Genomic DNA, 18,167 nt, shown 5'->3' on the forward strand with positions numbered 1-18,167 from the left:
AAAACCACCGCTCTTTTGCTAAAGGCAAAATAAAAAGCGGCGGCTGAGCCTTTAACAGGATCGCTGTCAAGTACCTAACCTAAATCAATCATTTTTTGATCGGAATTTTTTCTCGATGTTTTCATCAAAAACAAAGATGGACATGCCAAAATCACGTTCGATATCGATGTCCACAAACAAATCAACAAAATGGCAGTCCAATAATTGCTCCATTTCCACGGGATGATTTCGTTTATACATCTCTTTAACCATCTCAGTGCGTGCTTCTCTTAAGAATTGTTTCCCTTCTTCGGCATTCGCGATAAACTTCTCTACCGGGGAAAGATTCCCTTTCATCTCGCAAATCGCCCAACTCTTGCAAAAGGTTGTCGTTATATGGGTCGGCCCCTTTCCCATATGACGTTTACGAAAAGACCGCACTAAATTACTAAATTCTGCTTCATATTTCCCCATGTCGCAGCTACCCTTTTCTAGTGATGTACTTTTATTCTATTATCTTGCTTCATTATAATAGAGTTCTTAAAAAAAGGTCAACTTGCTATTTTATCGTTTTTCTGCTTCAATTCCCGAATATCAATCCGTACCAGTAATGAAATAATAAACGCAATCGAAATAAGAACACCGAAAATGTAAAGAGTAGCCGTGTAGCTGTTCGTTGTCTCCCGTACCCAAGCAGCTATATTAGGACCCGCAAGTCCTGCGGCTGCCCAAGCAGTTAAAATATAACCGTGGATGGCCCCCAGCTGTTTTGTCCCAAAAAGATCGCCGATATAAGCAGGGATGGAAGAAAAGCCGCCTCCATAACAGCTTATAATGATAAACAATAACAGTTGGAACAAGAGTGCTGCTGTGATGGACGGCAATAAGAAATAAGCTGCAATTTGAATAACAAAGAACGTTGTATATACGTTAGGACGTCCCATATAATCAGATACCGATGCCCAAACTAAGCGGCCGGCACCGTTGAAGAAACCCATAATGCCTACCATTGTGGCTGCCGCTGCCGCTGACAAACCAGCGATCTCCTGCCCCATCGGTGATGCGACAGCGAGTATGGCGATCCCGCACGTTACATTAATGAACAACATGAGCCACAAATACCAAAACCGGCGCGTTTTCACTGCTTCATTAGCCGTAAGTTGAGAAAGGTCGAGATTCTTCTTCTTTTCCATTTTTGCAGAACCTTCCATAAACCCTTCCGGTGGCTTTTCCAAATAGGAGGCAGAGGCGACCATAATGACAAGAAAAATACAGCCCAGAATATAGAAAGTATTGGCGATTCCTACCGATTGTATTAACGTACTTTGAACAGGGCTATAGATGACAGCCGAAAAGCCAAATCCCATAATGGCAAGACCTGTTGCCAGTCCTCTCCGGTCCGGGAACCATTTCACAAGCGTGGAAACAGGGGTTATATAGCCAACCCCAAGCCCGATACCGCCGAGTACGCCGTACGACACATACAGGAGCCAGAGGGATTCAATCGAGACAGCAAATCCAGAACCAAGGATCCCAACGCTAAAAAATCCCGCCGATACGAACCCGGAAGCTCTCGGCCCGTACTTTTCGACAAAATGGCCTAAAAACGCAGCAGATAAACCTAAAAATAAAATGGCTAAACTAAAAGTAAAGGAGACAGCGCCTAAGTCCCACCCATATTGTTCCATCAGTGGATTTGTAAACACACTCCATGCATATACGGAGCCAATCGACAGGTGAATACCAACAGCCGCTAACGCAATCAGCCAGCGATTTTTCTTCGTTTGCATGTGTACCTCCCTCATTTCTTATTTACTGTTTTCCGGAAAAAGCAGCTTCAGAAAAAATAAAAACACGTCGAATTCCCCTTCGCGAAAATATTTCGTTTAGGGTAAATAACGACGTGTTAGCCATCAGCAGGATCGCTGCTTTTTAACCAGGTAATCGTTTTCACAACAAGTAACATTAAAACCTAGACGACAGGGTCGCTGACGCAGGTCTTTCTGTTACAAATTCGTGAACTATTTAAAATCATATCTTATTTTGAAAGATTTGACAATAACAACATCCAGTTAAAACGAAAAAGTTGTAACAGCGAATAAGGTATGTTTATATTCTATATATACAGTTTGCAGAAGGGGATGAAAATAATGGAACGGAAAGCAAGCCACTATACCCCTATCATCATGTACAATGAAGGTGTTTTTCAGCAAAAAGAAGATGAAATCGCAATAGAAAAACCAATTACTATTTATGTAAATGATGAAGAGTTCGCGACCCTTGTTTGTACCCCCCTTCATATCGAGGAATTGGTGGTCGGTTTTCTTGCTTCCGAAGGGATTATTTTTTTCGCTTCAGATATTCAGTCGCTGGAGCTTGATGAGGAACGCGGGTTTGCTTACGTGTTGCTTAACAAAACGCTGTCCACTGATCCAACCTTTTTTACTAAAAGAGTGATTGGTTCCTGTTGCGGAAAAAGCCGGCAGTTTTATTTTCAAAACGATGCCAGAACAGCAAAAACATCCACATCCCAAATGACCATCACCGCAGAACAATGCTTGTCTTTAATGGGGGAAATGCACAAAAAAAGTGAAGTCTTTTCACGAACTGGCGGCGTGCATAATGCCGCTCTCTGTTCAGTCGATGAGATCATGCTTACCCGTTCCGATATTGGCAGACACAATGCCCTTGATAAATTGTACGGGTTTTGTCTGTATGAACGAATCAACCTCCGGGACAAAGTGTTAGTCTTCAGCGGACGCATATCATCTGAGATACTAACGAAAGCGGCAAAAATTGGCGTCGGAATCGTTTTGTCCAAGTCAGCTCCGACAGATTTGGCTATTAAACTCGCTGAAGATCTCAATATAACAGCAGTCGGTTTTATCCGCAGTCATTCTTTTAATGTATACAGCCATCCCTTTCGTGTTTTACTTTAAAGAAGGAGGAGAAAATCAATGAGCAAATGTAATATCGATCATTCTAAAAGTTCAGTATTAGAAAAATTAGCAAGCCAAAAGGAATACTTACCGGCTGCTATCTTTACTCATTGCCAGGAGTTGCTAGAAAAAGAAGCGGATCAAGAAACGCTTAACGAACTATTTCACCTGCTTAAAAAATATGATTTAGCCGATAACAGCGAAAAACAAGAACGCAATCAGAAAATCACCGCCATTTCGGTTTAAATGAAGAACTCCCTCTCCATTATGATGAAGAGGGAGTTTTCAATTTACGATTTTTCGCTTGCAAGGAGGTCACATGAAATGAAGATAACGGGTGTTGTGCTGGCGGGTGGAAAATCTTCCCGTTACGGCAAACTAAAAATGTTTGAAACGTATAAAGAGCTCCCCTTCTATGAGCACAGTGTCAATGCTTTTGATAAAGCAGGTATCCAAAACATTTATATTTCCACTAATAAGGAACTTGCACCTTCTTTTGACCAAAGGAAAGTTGGCATTCTTGTAGAAGAATGCCAGCATGAAGGGCCGTTGTACGGTCTTGCATGGGCGCTTCGTGCGCTCCAAGATCAGGCGGATTGGATTTTCTTACTTCCTTCCGACACTCCCTTTATTACATCAGAGTTTGTCAAAACGATGATATCCAACATGCTGAATCACCAACCCCCTGCTTGGGATGCATTCATACCAAAAAGTGGCACGAAACTCCAGCCTCTTCACGGCGTCTATCATACCCGAAATCTGGAGATAATCGAGAAGCTGCTGGATCAGAACAAGCGGAGCATGTATCCGCTCATACAGTCTATCCACTATCAGGACGTATACTTTGAAGAAGATCAATCTGACTTTACTAATATTAATTATCCGGAAGACTGGAAGTTTTGAGTTTCGCCTTTTTTGGCGGGGCATAATTCTGCTTAATAAAGAACGATAACACAAACCCAATTACGCCGAATACAAGGGCTGCCCAGAAGGACATATTTACTCCGTGAATGGCACCCTGCGCCACATTTTCGGCAGCTTCCGGCTTGATCGCCATTGTTGTCATCACGGTAACAAGTAGTGCTGTGCCGATCGAACCAGACACTTGCCGCAATGTGTTATTTACAGCCGTTCCGTGCGGGATCAAGTTTTTCGGCAGCGCGTTTAACCCTGCAGTCGTAATCGGCATCATCACCATAGCAGTACCGACCATACGCAGTAAATAAATGATGGTTAAAAAAACAAACGATGTGTCAGTTGAAAGCCCCGTATACGCAAGGTTCGTAATGCTCATTAACCCCAGCCCGGTTAAAGCAAGCCATTTTGCTCCGATTTTATCAAAGATTCTCCCGGTAACCGGCGACATAATTCCCATTAACAACGCGCCGGGAAGCATCATCAACCCTGATTGAGTAGCACTGAAATGCCGCATATCCTGCATATAAATCGGCATGATCGTTGCGCCTCCGATCATTGTCATAAAAACGAGCATACCGATGATCGTGCACAATGTAAAACCGGTGTACTTTAACACCCGCAACTCTAGCATTGGCTGTTTCAACTTCAGCTGGCGCAGCGAGAAAAAGAGTAAGCTGATTAAACCTACAGCCATCGTAATCATGACAGTATTACTAGTCCAACCCATTCCGCCGGCACTGCTAAATCCATATAGAACGCCGCCAAAGCCTAGTGTTGACAAAATAATGGACAGAACGTCCACCTTCGGATATTTTAACTCAGTTACATTTTTTAGGACAAAATAAGCAAAAATAATATCGATCACAGCAATTGGAAGCACCACATAAAATAATACTTTCCAGTGGTAATGATCTACCAAATAACCAGAAAGAGTCGGGCCGATAGCGGGCGCAAATGAAATGACAAGCCCCATAAACCCCATCGCCTGACCTCGTTTTTCTATCGGGAAAACAAGTAGTACGATTGTTTGCATCAGAGGCATCATTACCCCCGCCCCTGCAGCTTGCACAATTCTCCCCACCATTAAGATAGAAAAGGAAGGGGAAACCGCGCAAATAAGCGTTCCTACTGCAAACAAACTAATGGCGCTGATATAAAGCTTTCTGGTCGTAAACGACTCCACTAGAAATGCAGTGATCGGGATCATAATCCCGTTAACTAGCATAAAAATGGTCGTCAGCCACTGAGCTGTATTCGCGCTAATGTGCAAGTCTTCCATAATCGGCGGGATCGCGGTCGCAAGTAAAGTCTGGTTTAAAATAGCGACAAACGCACCGACCAATAGAACCGCCATAAGTGGTATTTTCTTAATATCTCCGTTTGGTGATTCTATATTTGGGTTCCCCATTTTATACGCCTTCTTTTCTTAATATTGTTGGATACACATGCTCTTCAGCAAAACTTTCCAGCATCGCAAGACTGTCATCAAGAATAATACTTTCTTTTAAGAACGCGATTAGCGATTTCAAAAGAAATGGCCGGGGGGCTTCGCTTGCCAATTCTTCCTCGAGCATCTTGACAGTATCCATCGCTTCGTTTTTGGATTCCGTGCTGAGTGGCTGCCTCTGTATCTCAGCTTTCACATGGAGCAGCCAGTCATGACGTTCCTCTTCTTTTGTTTTCGGGACAGTGTTCTCAGCGAAACGTTCATAGTCTTCCATCATATCTGCAGGCAGCAATGGGTCGAACTTATCAACATGATGAGCCAACAAATCCAAACGAGAAACAATGATATTTGCCGCCCGCTCTGTATCACATGGTTTATTGTTTTCACGCAGCAGCATCACATATTCCTTCATCATTCCTTGTGACATCAACACAAGATCCCATACATGGGCAGAAATCGTTTCACCATACACATTTAAAAGCCAATCTTTGTTCCAGCTAATCATCGTTGCCTTTGTTTTCTTCATAAGGGTGACAAATTTATTATTTTCTTGGGCAGGAACTACTTTTTGCAGCAACAAAAAAAGTTCCCGGTTTTTATTAAATCTCTCCAACCCTATCGTAATAAATTGAACCAGTTTCTCTTTTGACGATAATGAGTTGTTTCTTTTTATTTGTTGTACCCGTATAAGCATCTGGTTATGGTTATAGCGGAATACTTCAATTAATAAGTCCTCTTTTGATTTAAAGTATTTATAAAAGCTTCCTTTCGAAATGCCGCAATAGGTCGCTATGTCCTGAACGGATGTAGAGAAATATCCTTTTTCAGAAAAAAGTTTCAGCGCAGCTAAAATAATACTTTCCTGTTTCTCCATGGCCGTTTTATCCCTCGCTATCCATGACCATTTAGTCATTACAGAACCGTTCGGTTTTTTCACTTTATCTATTCTATATAGTACCTCCCTATTTGTCAAAGTATTAATTTGCTTCATTATTTATAGAGAATCCTTCGTTCTTATCGTGCGAATATGATATGATGACGATAGCTTACTGAAAAGGATGAATGTACATGATTACTTGCCAAAACGTGGGGCTTCGATACGGTGATAAAAAACTGTTTGAAGACGTTAATATTAAATTCACCCCCGGCAACTGTTACGGTTTAATCGGCGCAAACGGTGCGGGGAAATCTACTTTTTTAAAAATCTTATCCGGAGAAACCGAATCACAAACCGGAAATATCCATATTGAAAAAGGACGGCGGCTCGCCGTTTTAAAGCAGGATCATTTTGCGTATGAAGAAGAACGTGTTCTTGATGTTGTCATGATGGGATATGCCCGCTTGTATGAGGTTATGAAAGAAAAAGACGCCATTTATATGAAACCTGATTTTTCCGATGAAGACGGCATCAAAGCGGCTGAGCTCGAGGGTGAGTTCGCAGAGATGAACGGGTATGAAGCAGAGACGGAAGCCGCCCAGCTCTTACAAGGTCTCGGCATCGCTGAAGAACATCACGAGAAGAAGATGGCAGAGCTAACAGGTTCAGGCAAGGTCAAAGTGCTGCTTGCGCAAGCCTTATTCGGTTCTCCTGATATTCTGTTGATGGATGAGCCGACCAACCACCTTGATATTGAAGCTGTCCAGTGGCTGGAAGAGTTTTTAATTAACTTTGAGAATACGGTTATCGTCGTTTCGCACGACCGTCATTTTCTTAACCAAGTATGTACGCATATTGCCGATCTTGATTATGGCAAGATTGAACTTTATGTCGGAAATTATGACTTCTGGTATGAATCAAGCCAGCTTGCTCAGAAAATGGCTAAAGAATCCAACCGTAAAAAAGAAGAGAAAATTAAAGAGCTGAAAGATTTCATTGCCCGTTTTAGTGCAAATGCCTCCAAGTCGAAGCAAGCCACTTCGCGTAAAAAAACGTTGGAGAAAATTTCACTTGACGATATAAAGCCGTCTTCCCGACGCTATCCTTTCGTGCAATTTAAACCGGATCGGGAGCTTGGTAAAGATTTATTGACAGTGGAAGGTTTAACAAAAACGATAGACGGGGTAAAAGTGCTTGATAATGTCAGTTTCACATTAAACAGCGGCGAAAAAGCAGCATTTGTCGGAGATCAGGAAGTCGCGAAGACGACACTTTTTCAAATCTTAAGCGGAGAAATAGAGCCCGATAGCGGTTCTTATAAATGGGGATTGACTACTTCCCAATCTTATTTTCCAAAAGACAATTCCCGTTACTTTGAAGGTGTCGATTTAAATCTCCTGGAATGGCTGCGTCAGTACTCTCCGGAGGACCAGACAGATACGTTTATCCGCGGTTTCCTCGGCCGGATGCTGTTCTCTGGTGACTCTGTATTTAAAAAAGCAAGTGTATTGTCCGGCGGTGAGAAGGTTCGCTGCATGCTTTCCAAAATGATGTTAAGTGGTGCAAACGTTCTTATTCTTGACGAACCGACCAACCATCTCGATTTGGAATCTATCACTGCATTGAATAACGGCTTAATTGATTTCAATGGTTCTATCTTATTTTCATCGCATGACCACGAGTTCATTCAAACAATCGCGAACCGGATTATGGAATTCACTCCTGACGGTCTAATAGATAAACAGATGGCATATGATGAATATATTCAGGAATACAAACTTCAAAAGCAATAAAAGATAGGAGCTGTCCTTCACATACGGGACAGCTCCTTTATTCATCCGGCAACTCTTCTTCTAAAAATTGGTTCACTTCTGCTAATGGTACTGCGAGTCCAATGGATTCTTGACGATTTGGGCGGGCAAGTTTTCTCTTGGCATAGACGACGCCAATCACCTTCCCTTGTTCTGAAATGACCGGACTCCCACTATTCCCTCGATAAATCGGCGCAGAAATCCCTAAAGCCCTTCCGTTAGTTAATTGCTTTTTTAATACCGTGCCTTCATTGGCAATCTTTGTAAAAGAGAGTGGGTTACCTATGACATAGATATGCTCTCCCGCTTCGCTCGCTTTCTCTTCTATAGGTAGATAAGGATAAGGTTGATCTCCTTCTACTTTCACAAGTGCAAGGTCTTGGTCAGCATTACTGGCAAGCACTTCTCCTTTCAATACATCCCCTTTCTCGGTAGTAACACCTATTGAATAATGATCTTCAATGACGTGATGATTTGTCAGTAGATACCCTTCTTTATTAATAAAAAAGCCGGTTCCCTTTGAGCTACCCTCTGGTCCTTCTCCACTAATCGTTACTACCGCCTCTTTCCATTGTTGAATGGTCTCATTTTGCGACAAGCGGTACGAAGTCTGCAAAAATTCTAAAGCATCAAGACGAAACGTATCAAATAACATAGACGCTGCCTGAAATACCATGATTAACGAAATAAAAACAGCAATGATCCGGATGCTCCAACGGGGTTTTTTCCTTTTTGTTTCCTTCTTCTTTGATTTATCGCCATCTTCAGCGGCCTCTTCTGCTACTAACTCCTGAAATTCTTCATAGGAAAGATCTTCGTATTGTTCATCATATAAATGATCTGTTCTATTTTTATCTGTCATGCCGGATAGCTCCTTTACCTAAGGTGACTCCCTTCTATACTATACTACAGCTGATTATTTTCTTGTTATATTTTATCAACTATATAAATATAACAATTGTACAGCAAACGTTTTTCGCGCTTTATCGTTCCATTCCAAACAGCAGCAAGTAGTGTCCTTCTCCAGTGAACACCATTTTTTCTGTTTCGGTGAGTCGACTATAACAGAGAGCTCCAAAATAAAAAAAGCCCTGAAAACTACATTTCAGAACTTTTTTCCTTATATATTTACTATTTTCTCAATTAATAAGAGCAAATAACCCTGCCCCTGTCATTCGATACTTAATCTTAAGTCCGGTAAATGGTTTAAAATAAATTGCGCCTTATCGACGTCTGAATATACATTGAACTGGCGGTAATAGGTGAGAGCTTTATCAAAATGAACCGGCATGCTCTGGTACACATCAAGCACACGGTCAAACGCATTATAAGCAAGCATTAAGGCAGACACCAATTCCGTAAAGGGAACAATATACGAATCGGAATCGTATTGCGGGGCTGTGCAAAGCGTCATTTGCTCTATCTGCTCATCGAAAAAAGCTGCAGCTTCTTCAATATACGGACGATAAAGCGGATGCATGTTTTTAGCTTCATTATTAAAAAACGAGCGCCATTCACGGCAAAAGCTAATAAAGTATGGCAAATCTTTTTTTAGAACGTTAACGTCAAAGCCTGCTTGCCGAATACGATCCATACTAATCGGTTCCATTTTTCGGTGATTCGAACCCAAATAGTAAAATTTACGACGATACGCCTTCATACCGCACCCCGTCTTTCCTTTTTTCATGTTTTAGATAGTGTATCATAAGAAAGCACAAACGCAAATGCTAATTCCCTTTTACGCATTCATTCCGCAGTAGCGGACACCATTTCGCCCAAAACTCTTTTCACAAAAAAGATCAAAGCTACTATTACTTGTCTATGTGTAAAATAGGACAAGTATACGCATTCTTTCTTTTTACTACTTCGTTTTGTTTTCCATCTTCCCTTTTGTTGAAAATTCCAAACAGAAAAAAACAGAAAAAATAAAAGCGCACCCAAAAGAGGGTGACGCCATGGTGGTTCTCCTATTCAGATTACAGGCAGGATATCCGTCTAACTTCTCCAATAAATTCAATCACTTCACTGTCACGAAAGGTAATAGACTTTAACTCGTCTGTGAACAAATATACAACAATCGTGTCACGGTCACGGTTATCGATAAGCTCAATGCCGCTCTTGCCTTCATTTCCGGTCACAATTGGCAAATTCAATCTTTCACTAAGTTCTTCTAATGTCATTTTACCATTAGGAATATCCAGAATTAGCTTCAGATGGTCGTCCATGTCATCACAGATCATACCCCACCGTTTCCCAAACCACGCACGACATCCTGTTATACTCATCAGCGTTAACCCGTAAGGCGGTGTTGGTACAAACTTTGTACTTGCCCAACCTTTGAGCTCCATTGCGCTGCAGAGTTCCTTTGCTTTTGTTTGAACCAAAGTTTCCTTATTTTCAGTAACAGGCAATGAAATCCCCTCCTTAAATTTTTATCTACACCGTCTCATGAATCATCTCCTTCAAGGTTCATGGTCATGTAGAAATACACTGTCAATAATAACTATAACATGTACGGTAAAAGCTGTCTATTAATAGAATGAAAATTCAAACTTTTATCACAAATTAAGATGAGACGATATTTACCGTATTCTAAATATTACCCCAAGAAAGCGTCATTGTCAATGAATAATATGTGAAGAAAAGGGGTGGTCCCACTCATCAGAGACGTAATAGTTCTATACCCTAATAGACATCTTCTAAAACTTTTTTATGTTCTCCTATTATATGCTGTTCACAGAAATAATAATCAAATTTACGGGAAAACCAGAGGCGGTTTTCCCGAGTAAGGAAAGGACAGAAAGAAAGGATGTACTTTCGTTTTGAGAAGAGATTTTAAAAAAAGTTTGTCAGACTGCGCAACAGTGAAATAAAGACCATTCTAATTCACCATGTCTATGACAAAGCCTCCGTCAAATGCATATAAATAAGCTTCTCTTATCGGTTCTTGCCAAATGGAAGACAGTGCTTCACCGTACATATCAATTTGTTTCTGGTAACGGTTTCGCATCATATCAACAGCTTTTTCCAAATTAGCAGGAAACCTGCTTCTAAAAGCGTCCGTTTTATAATCAATCAGCACAAGCTTTCCGTCTCCATCGCGGAAAACACAATCAACTGTCCCTTGTATTAATATGAAATCTTGCGTACCACTTGTAATTTCTTTGCCATAGCTGAACGGCAATTCTCGATACACTTCCTGTGCTTCTTTCAGTCTGCGTCCGATTTCAGAGTTAAAAAACGCTAACACTTCTTGAACATTAATTAATTGTGCCTGCACGGAAGTTAATAGCTCTTTATCGACGAGAGCGTAGATAAACGATTCGACTCTTTCAGAAGAATGTACAATATCGAGCGGTATGTGTTCTAAAAGAGTGTGTACGGCCGTTCCCCTTTCCGCAGGGTTGACTGTTTCCTCTTGCAAGAACATTGGTCTTTCTGCATAAGAGGAAGTAAATGAGAAAGGAAATGCCGGTTCACTATATTCATCCTGAAAGTGACGTTTATATTCACTTACCGTTTGCTTGGAACGCGTGGCTACCGAATCTTGAAAGGGGTATAACCAATTTAGTTTCTTTTCCATTTCATCGGTATATCCGTGATCTTCTAGAATAGGATTTACTTGCTTTAATGCGACTTCTTTTTCTGAATCCTCGGCTTGCTGTTCTACTTCCACTTCTTGCAAAGAAGACTTTTCGACCACATTAATCATCCACTTGGAAGGATGAGAGTGTAGTTCCACATTCCCGCATGTTTCTTCCGTTTTCACGAACGTGTCTGCAGACGAATGGCGGAAAACAGCCGGCCCGATCCAATCTACATAGGACTTTGCTTTCAGTCTTACCATCACGGGCAAAGTCTGCTGTGAATGAGTAAACGAGCGCTGCCATTTATCAAACATCTTTTGGGGATTATTCACCGTTCCGACTAAAATAAGCTTTTCTTTAGCCCTTGTCATTGCGACATAGAGAGTTCGCATTTCTTCAGCTAATTGTTCGCGGTATGTTTTCTTCTTAATAGCGAGTTGAGGCAGTGAATCTTTCACGATTCGGGTGTCGGGATCAATCGTCTTTGTGCCGATACCGAGACTTTTATGAAACAGTACCCGGGAATAGACATCTTGCATGTTAAATTTTTTGTTTAGCCCGGCAAGGAAAACGATCGGGAATTCAAGTCCTTTGCTTTTATGAATCGTCATCATTCGAATAACATCTTCTTGTTCCCCAAGTGCCCGGGCAGTTCCTAAGTCGTCTCCTCTCTCTTGTATCCGTTCTATAAAACGCAAAAATCGAAACAAGCCGCGAAAGGAGGTTTTTTCATAAGACCGTGCACGATCATACAATGCTAATAAATTAGCCTGCCTTTGCTTTCCTCCAGGAAGCCCACCGGCAAAATCATAATAACCTGTTTCCTGCATAAGATCCCATAAAAAATCCGACAGAGCTTCCTTACGGGCGCGATCCCGCCATTTGCAAAATCGTCCGTAAAACGACGTCGCTTTTTCTACCCAGGAGGAAGCCGGTCCTTTTGCGACCGCCTCTTTTAACGCTTCAAAAAACGAACCTTCCTTATTCATTAAGCGAATTTGCGCAAGTTCCTCCTCATTCATATCAACGATTGGGGAGCGCAGCACGGCTGCAAGCGGGATGTCCTGGAAGGGGTTGTCGATGGTTTTTAAGAGAGACAGCATGATGTTTATCTCCACTGCCTCAAAATACCCTTCGTTTAATTCAGCATAGACGGGAAGCCCTTCTTTTTTAAATTCATCCACGATCGCGGGGGTTGCTGACAGAGAGCGCATTAAAATGACAATATCCCGAAACGTTATCCGGCGCATTTGCTTCGTTTCTTTATCCATTATTTGATGCTTGTCTTCGAGCAGCTGTTTAATACGCCGTGCCATAAAGCGCGCTTCCAGTTGCGCTGTTTCTATCTCCTCCACTTCTTCTGCAGCTTCTTCCCCGGCTTCGTACCGCTCTTCTCCTTTATTTATAACGACTAATTCTGTATCATTCTGAAAGTCAGGATAGTCCAGGTTCCCTGCTTTTAATTCAGCAGCTTCATCATACTCAATTTCCCCAGCTTCTTCATCCATCACTTGTTTAAAGATAAAATTCACTGCGTGCAAAACATCTTTCCGACTGCGGAAATTTTTGTCTAAGTTTATTTTCCATCCTGGAATTCCGTCATCACGATTGTAACTTTTATATTTATCCAAAAAGATACCCGGTTCCGCAAGGCGGAAACGATAAATGCTTTGTTTAACGTCCCCGACAAGAAATAAATTGTTGTGATTCGCGATCGTTTTGAGTATTTCTTCTTGCGTGTGATTAATATCTTGAAATTCATCCACAAGAATTTCCTGAAAACGTGTACGGTATTCTTTCGCCGCTTCTGAATTATCTCGCTTTAGTAACGCCAAGGATATATGTTCAAGATCCGAAAAATCAACAAGTGTCTTTTCTGTCTTACGCTGTTCGTATCTCTCGGCAAATAATTGCACTGTTTCAACAAGCGTTTGTATCGGCGCAGCCATGCTTTTAACATCCTGTAAATACGCAGCAGGCGGCTGTGAAAATGTCTCACTTTTTAACTCATTCATTTCCTTTTTAACGATATCCCGCTGTTCTTTTACATATTCCTTGAGGGATTTATCTACGGGGTCATTTTTCTTAATTGTCTTTAACCGTCCAAATGTTAAACTGCTAAACTGCGCATGCATCGTTTCCCAGTCGGAAGAATCAAAAATAGATTTTATCATTTTTTCGTCTTCTTCTATAGTAGTCAGGTAAGGAAATGGACCATTTTCAAGAAGGCAAACCGCTTTAGCTTCTTTTACTTGTAACAAAGCTGCTTGGATTTTTACCTTTGCCTCTTCCCAAATTTCTTTCCCCCACGTTAATTGATCAACGGTTGTTTCTTTATCAAGCAAATAGGTATCAGCCATTTCAATAAGCCAACGATTCGGGTCCGGATGGGAACGTGAAAAGTGGTACAGTTTCAGAACAAGATTCCGTAATCCCTCATCGCTACGGTCGTTACTGAAGCGATCTACGGCATCTATAAAGCGTCTGTTATCCTCTAAACTGTACTGTTCTTCAAATACTTCTTCCAGTATTTCTTCTTTTAACAACTCTCCCTCTACATCGTGCAAGATTCGAAAGTTAGGATCGATGTCAGCCAAGTAGTAATATTTCCGAATGACCGACATGCAAAATGCATGGAGAGTTGAAATCTGGGCGCGGTTCAATAAAGCAAGTTGCCTTCTTAAGTGGAGAGACTCCGGGTTTTTAGCAAGTTCCGTTTCGATGGCTGCCGCAATACGATTCTTCATTTCTGCTGCGGCGGCGTTAGTAAACGTAACGATAAGAAGTTCATCTACATCCAATGGGTTCTCCTCATTGGTGATACGGTGAATAATTCTCTCTACTAGAACCGCTGTCTTTCCACTTCCAGCTGCAGCGGAGACGAGTAGGTTCGTTCCTGAACTTGATATCGCTTCCCATTGACTGTCTGTCCACCGCACTTGTTCTGGTTTTGGAACTTGTTTAATCGTCATTTGCGCTCCTCCCCCCTTCTTTTTGAAACAGCTGCTGAACAATGTCTTTTTCATCAGTGGTTAACACCCGATACTCATTTGCGGCAAAAGCAGTGTCAAATTGGCAAATCGAGCGGAAAGAACAGAACGTGCATGGAATCCGCTGTTTATATTTGTAAGGCTGAATAGCTGTTTGTCCTTCCATGATAGCGGATCCGGTCTTTTCTAATACGCTTCGGATGTAACGACGGAGTTCATTAAAGTTATCTTCCTCCATGACGGAAGGAGAATAAAATGTTCCATCTTTCCGTATCGCTGCTGGTACAATTTGCGAATGGCCGTTTGTGAGAGTGTTGTCCATTAACCGGATTGATTCTTCATTGGCGGTCAGTAAGCCTTTCATTTTGAAACGCTTGAACAGTTCTTTTTCAATTTCTTCTGCTTCGAGGTGCTGGTTTGCTTGGATGAATGGATTATGAATATGAAAATAAAGAACCCCTGCCGGTTTCGCCTTTGTCCCGATCCACTCTTCCGCGAACGATAAAATCACATCCATATAGACGAGCATTTGTAAAGCAAGTCCATAATAGATATCTGCTAAGTTCACATCTTTAGCACTTGATTTATAATCAATAATCCTCACAAATACCCCGTCCGCCCCAGACGCTTGGTCCACTCTGTCAATCCTGCCTGCAAGCTCCATTCTTGTTCCGTCTTCTAACTGAAACTGTAAAGGGGGTAATTCAGCACCATTGCCGAAGCCAAGCTCAATGCCGATCGGCGAAAAACCAGATGCTTTCGCTTGCCGGCTTAATATCTCGGCAGCTCGCACGACAGTATCTTCCAATTTTTTCTGTAAATATTTGTATTTGTTGGAGCTTAACAAAATATTCCTCTGAATAAATGGTACGTATTTTTCTACACATTCTTTAGCCGTAGATTGACACTCCACGGTTGTAACGGTGCCCCAGTCCTTCCCGCTTTTCATTAATTTTTCGGTCATATCTTTTAAAGCCGCATGGAAAAGCTGGCCAATATCCGGAGCTTCCAATTTATAGATATCTCTTTCTCGCAACTGCAACCCATAAGCCGCAAACTGCGAAAAAGCACACGAAGCAAATTGCTCAATACGAGACACACTTGCTTTCAGCGTATCCCCATACAGTCTCTTGCTTGTGGCAGCTGAAAGTCGTTTCGGTTCATTTTTATAAAATAAACTCCCTATCGCGTTCACGAAAGAAGGTGTTTTATTATTTGTGACATACCAGTTATAGACATCCCACCACATCGGGGAAATGGGATACCCTCTTTTCCATTGTTGCAGCTGATAAATGAGAAAGGAAACCGTTTTTCGATAAGGCCCAACGAATTGAGCTTGGTCGTTATCTTGATATTCCTGCGGTTCATTCACAAGCAGCTTTTCCTCTATGTCAGGAAAAATATCTTTCACTTGTTTGATCAAGACAGAAGGCTGCAGCGTCTTACCTTCTTCATCAGCCAATGGATAACTGATATGCAGTTCTTCATTCGCAATGCTCAATGCCCGGTAAATAAGAAACTGTTCATTCAACAGCTTTCTACTGGAATCCTCTGCAAGTTCAATCCCTTCGGCCCCTAACCACTGCCGCTCTTGATCATTCAACATTCCGTCCTCTTCAAACGAAGCGGGCAGAATTCCCTCATTGACGCCAAGCAGAAAGACAACTTTGATATTCGCAAGCCGTGACCGCTCCATATCTGCAAATGTAACTTGATCAATGGCTGGCGGTACGAGCCGAAAGCTCATTGTTTCTAACCCGGTTTCCATGATGTGATGAAATGTTGTAAAAGAGACTTCTTCTTCGCCTGCCATCTCTACAGCTTGTTCAAGTAATTCTACAAGTGCCCCCCATACTTGTTCGTGCTCCCGAGCGCCTTCCACGTCATTGTTTTCCACAGCTGTGTCACGCAATTTCTCTATTTTTTCCGGAATGTATTGTTCTTCTAAAAATGTAAACAAAGCGGTACAAAAACCGCGAATGGAACTTTGTTTCTTAAGTCGCTTCTCAAAACGCAAAAGAGCCGAAGCAAATTTTTCGCGCAATTGGTTTATTTTTTGTTCCATTTGAATGTCTTGTGGCTGCTTGGCGGTTGTTTCGCCGGCAGAAGTACGCTTCGAATGATACGTCCAACGCTCCTTTTGTTTCCAATGTTTTTCTTTCAAACCGTAAGCAATACAATAGTTCTCTAACACATCCACCTGTTCTCTTGCTGACTCCCAGTCTTCTTCAATAGAAAATAGCATATCTGTCTTTAATGCCCGGAAAAGCGGCTCGTATCTCCATCTTTCCGCAAATGTTTCTAAAACGGAGCGGATAAACTCGATAACTGGATGATGAATCATCGGGCGTTTCTGATCTAAAAACAAGGGAATGTCATAATCCGCGAACGTTGTGCGTACTGTTTCTGCATACTCCTCCATATTACGGGTGACGACAGCTATATCTTTAAACCGGCATTCCCCTTCGTAAATTTTTTGTCTAATGGACCTGGCTGCTGCTTCAATTTCTGTTCTTCGATTAACTGCTGCTTGAATCGTGACATCTCCATTTGAGTCGGCAGGCATCAGTGGTCGTTTTTCAAAATAACGGGCAATATGAGCGAGAGCTGGACTTTTCGAATAGCCTGCTTGATCAAATAACACAACGTCCTCGACTTCACACCCAACATTTTCACACAAGGACCTGAGCTTTCGGTAAGTGGTGGCAGTTTGATAAAACAAATCTAATGGGTGGGGGGTATCTTCATCGTATGGACGATCGATTGTAAGCGAAAAAGTTATCTTGCTAGTTTGTTGTAACAGCCTTTCTAAAACGTTTAATTCTTGTGGAGTAAAGGAGTGAAATCCATCCACATACACTTCTGCTCCTTTCAGAATGTCGGATTCGGGTATTTTTTCTACCAATAACCCTAAATAATCCTCATTTCCGGCATACCGGTCGCCGAGTGCATCTTCTACTCGCTGCCAAAGTCTGGTGATATCATGCAATTTATCAGACAGCATTTGTTCTTCTGCTGTTTTCATTGTTTGATTTTCGAAATGAGATAATTTTTCAGTGAAATAATCGGTTGACACCATATGCTGTTTTAACTCGGTGACTAAGTGTTCGAAATGCTCGATAAAGCCTTGTTTATCAATCACTTTCTGATAGATACGAAGGTTATCCTTTTCCTCTTCGAGCACTTTGCGAAGCAGCATATACACGCCGTGTCTTTGCAATTGCGTTTTTGTGATGCCGCCTGTTTCTTTCAAAACCCGCCATGCCATTCGTGAAAAGCTTAAAACATGCGCTCTTGTTATCCCGGTATTCGTTTTTGCAACCAATTGGTGTTCTGCTTGAAATGTCATTTGGTCCGGTACCAGATAAATAATAGAATTTGCATCAGCAGGTCGCTCTGCTAGTTTATCCACAATGTTCTCCTGTATGTTATGCGTTTTACCAGTACCCGTTCTCCCTAAATAAAAGGCAGCCCTCATGGACTCTCCTCCCCCGTATGTTCATTTTCTATTAGAAATCATATGTTCGCTCTTTCTTTCTATTGTATAGAAAGAGAGGATAAAGTGAAAGACTTGACTGCTGGAAACTAAGGCATGCAAAAAACCAGCTCATCTGTTTGA

Annotated in this window: 13 protein-coding genes; 4 read left to right on the forward strand and 9 right to left on the reverse strand. The window is 41.7% G+C overall.

All coding sequences use genetic code 11. The features are described from left to right. Positions 1-84 precede the first annotated feature (84 nt). Together LOR49_RS06665 and LOR49_RS06670 are read right to left on the reverse strand one after the other, a co-directional pair. Positions 85-453, reverse strand: coding sequence for a Na-translocating system protein MpsC family protein (locus LOR49_RS06665; RefSeq protein ID WP_240375486.1), 369 nt, complete (start codon positions 451-453; stop codon positions 85-87). Positions 454-530: 77 nt separating this feature from the next. Beyond that, positions 531-1,769 (reverse strand): L-lactate MFS transporter, encoded by a 1,239-nt coding sequence (locus LOR49_RS06670; protein WP_240375488.1) that lies wholly within the window; start codon positions 1,767-1,769, stop codon positions 531-533. A gap of 360 nt (positions 1,770-2,129) precedes the next feature. On the opposite strand from LOR49_RS06670, the gene fdhD reads away from it, so the two are divergent. The 3 genes from fdhD (at position 2,130) to LOR49_RS06685 (ending at position 3,821) form a co-directional block, all read left to right on the forward strand. Next, positions 2,130-2,918, forward strand: a complete 789-nt coding sequence (gene fdhD, locus LOR49_RS06675) for a formate dehydrogenase accessory sulfurtransferase FdhD (protein ID WP_240375489.1) — start codon at positions 2,130-2,132, stop codon at positions 2,916-2,918. Between the two features lie 18 nt (positions 2,919-2,936). Beyond that, positions 2,937-3,164 carry a group-specific protein gene (locus tag LOR49_RS06680; RefSeq protein WP_240375490.1) on the forward strand — a complete coding sequence of 76 codons (228 nt, stop codon included), beginning with the start codon at positions 2,937-2,939 and terminating at the stop codon, positions 3,162-3,164. Between the two features lie 78 nt (positions 3,165-3,242). After that, positions 3,243-3,821, forward strand: coding sequence for a molybdenum cofactor guanylyltransferase (locus tag LOR49_RS06685; protein ID WP_240375491.1), 579 nt, complete (start codon positions 3,243-3,245; stop codon positions 3,819-3,821). On the opposite strand, the gene LOR49_RS06690 is transcribed toward LOR49_RS06685, so the two are convergent. Next, positions 3,793-5,244, reverse strand: coding sequence for an MDR family MFS transporter (locus tag LOR49_RS06690; RefSeq protein WP_240375492.1), 1,452 nt, complete (start codon positions 5,242-5,244; stop codon positions 3,793-3,795). The genes LOR49_RS06685 and LOR49_RS06690 overlap by 29 nt on opposite strands. 1 nt (position 5,245) lies before the next feature. Next, positions 5,246-6,274: a TetR/AcrR family transcriptional regulator gene (locus LOR49_RS06695; protein WP_240375493.1), complete on the reverse strand. Its 1,029-nt coding sequence runs from the start codon at positions 6,272-6,274 to the stop codon at positions 5,246-5,248. A 77-nt stretch (positions 6,275-6,351) separates the two neighbouring features. Between LOR49_RS06695 and LOR49_RS06700 the strand changes: the two genes are divergently transcribed. Beyond that, positions 6,352-7,953, forward strand: coding sequence for an ABC-F family ATP-binding cassette domain-containing protein (locus tag LOR49_RS06700; protein ID WP_240375494.1), 1,602 nt, complete (start codon positions 6,352-6,354; stop codon positions 7,951-7,953). 37 nt (positions 7,954-7,990) lie between these two features. Here LOR49_RS06700 and LOR49_RS06705 read toward each other — a convergent pair whose 3' ends face one another. From LOR49_RS06705 to addB, 5 genes are all read right to left on the reverse strand, one after another. Then, the gene (locus LOR49_RS06705; RefSeq protein ID WP_240375495.1) at positions 7,991-8,833 is read right to left on the reverse strand and encodes a S1C family serine protease; all 843 of its coding nucleotides are present in this window, start codon (positions 8,831-8,833) and stop codon (positions 7,991-7,993) included. A gap of 309 nt (positions 8,834-9,142) precedes the next feature. Continuing rightward, positions 9,143-9,631, reverse strand: a complete 489-nt coding sequence (locus LOR49_RS06710; protein WP_240375498.1) for a hypothetical protein — start codon at positions 9,629-9,631, stop codon at positions 9,143-9,145. A 316-nt stretch (positions 9,632-9,947) separates the two neighbouring features. Continuing rightward, a complete protein-coding gene (locus LOR49_RS06715) occupies positions 9,948-10,382 on the reverse strand; it encodes a hypothetical protein (protein ID WP_240375499.1) in 435 nt (144 codons plus the stop codon). Positions 10,383-10,852: 470 nt separating this feature from the next. After that, positions 10,853-14,530, reverse strand: a complete 3,678-nt coding sequence (gene addA / locus LOR49_RS06720) for a helicase-exonuclease AddAB subunit AddA (RefSeq protein WP_240375500.1) — start codon at positions 14,528-14,530, stop codon at positions 10,853-10,855. After that, a complete protein-coding gene (gene addB, locus LOR49_RS06725) occupies positions 14,520-18,026 on the reverse strand; it encodes a helicase-exonuclease AddAB subunit AddB (protein WP_240375501.1) in 3,507 nt (1,168 codons plus the stop codon). Before addB ends, addA begins: the two co-directional genes overlap by 11 nt. Between the last annotated feature and the right edge of the window lie 141 nt (positions 18,027-18,167).

Origin of the sequence: Bacillus piscicola (assembly GCF_022458745.1) — a bacterium.
GTDB lineage: Bacteria > Bacillota > Bacilli > Bacillales > Marinococcaceae > Alteribacillus_A > Alteribacillus_A piscicola.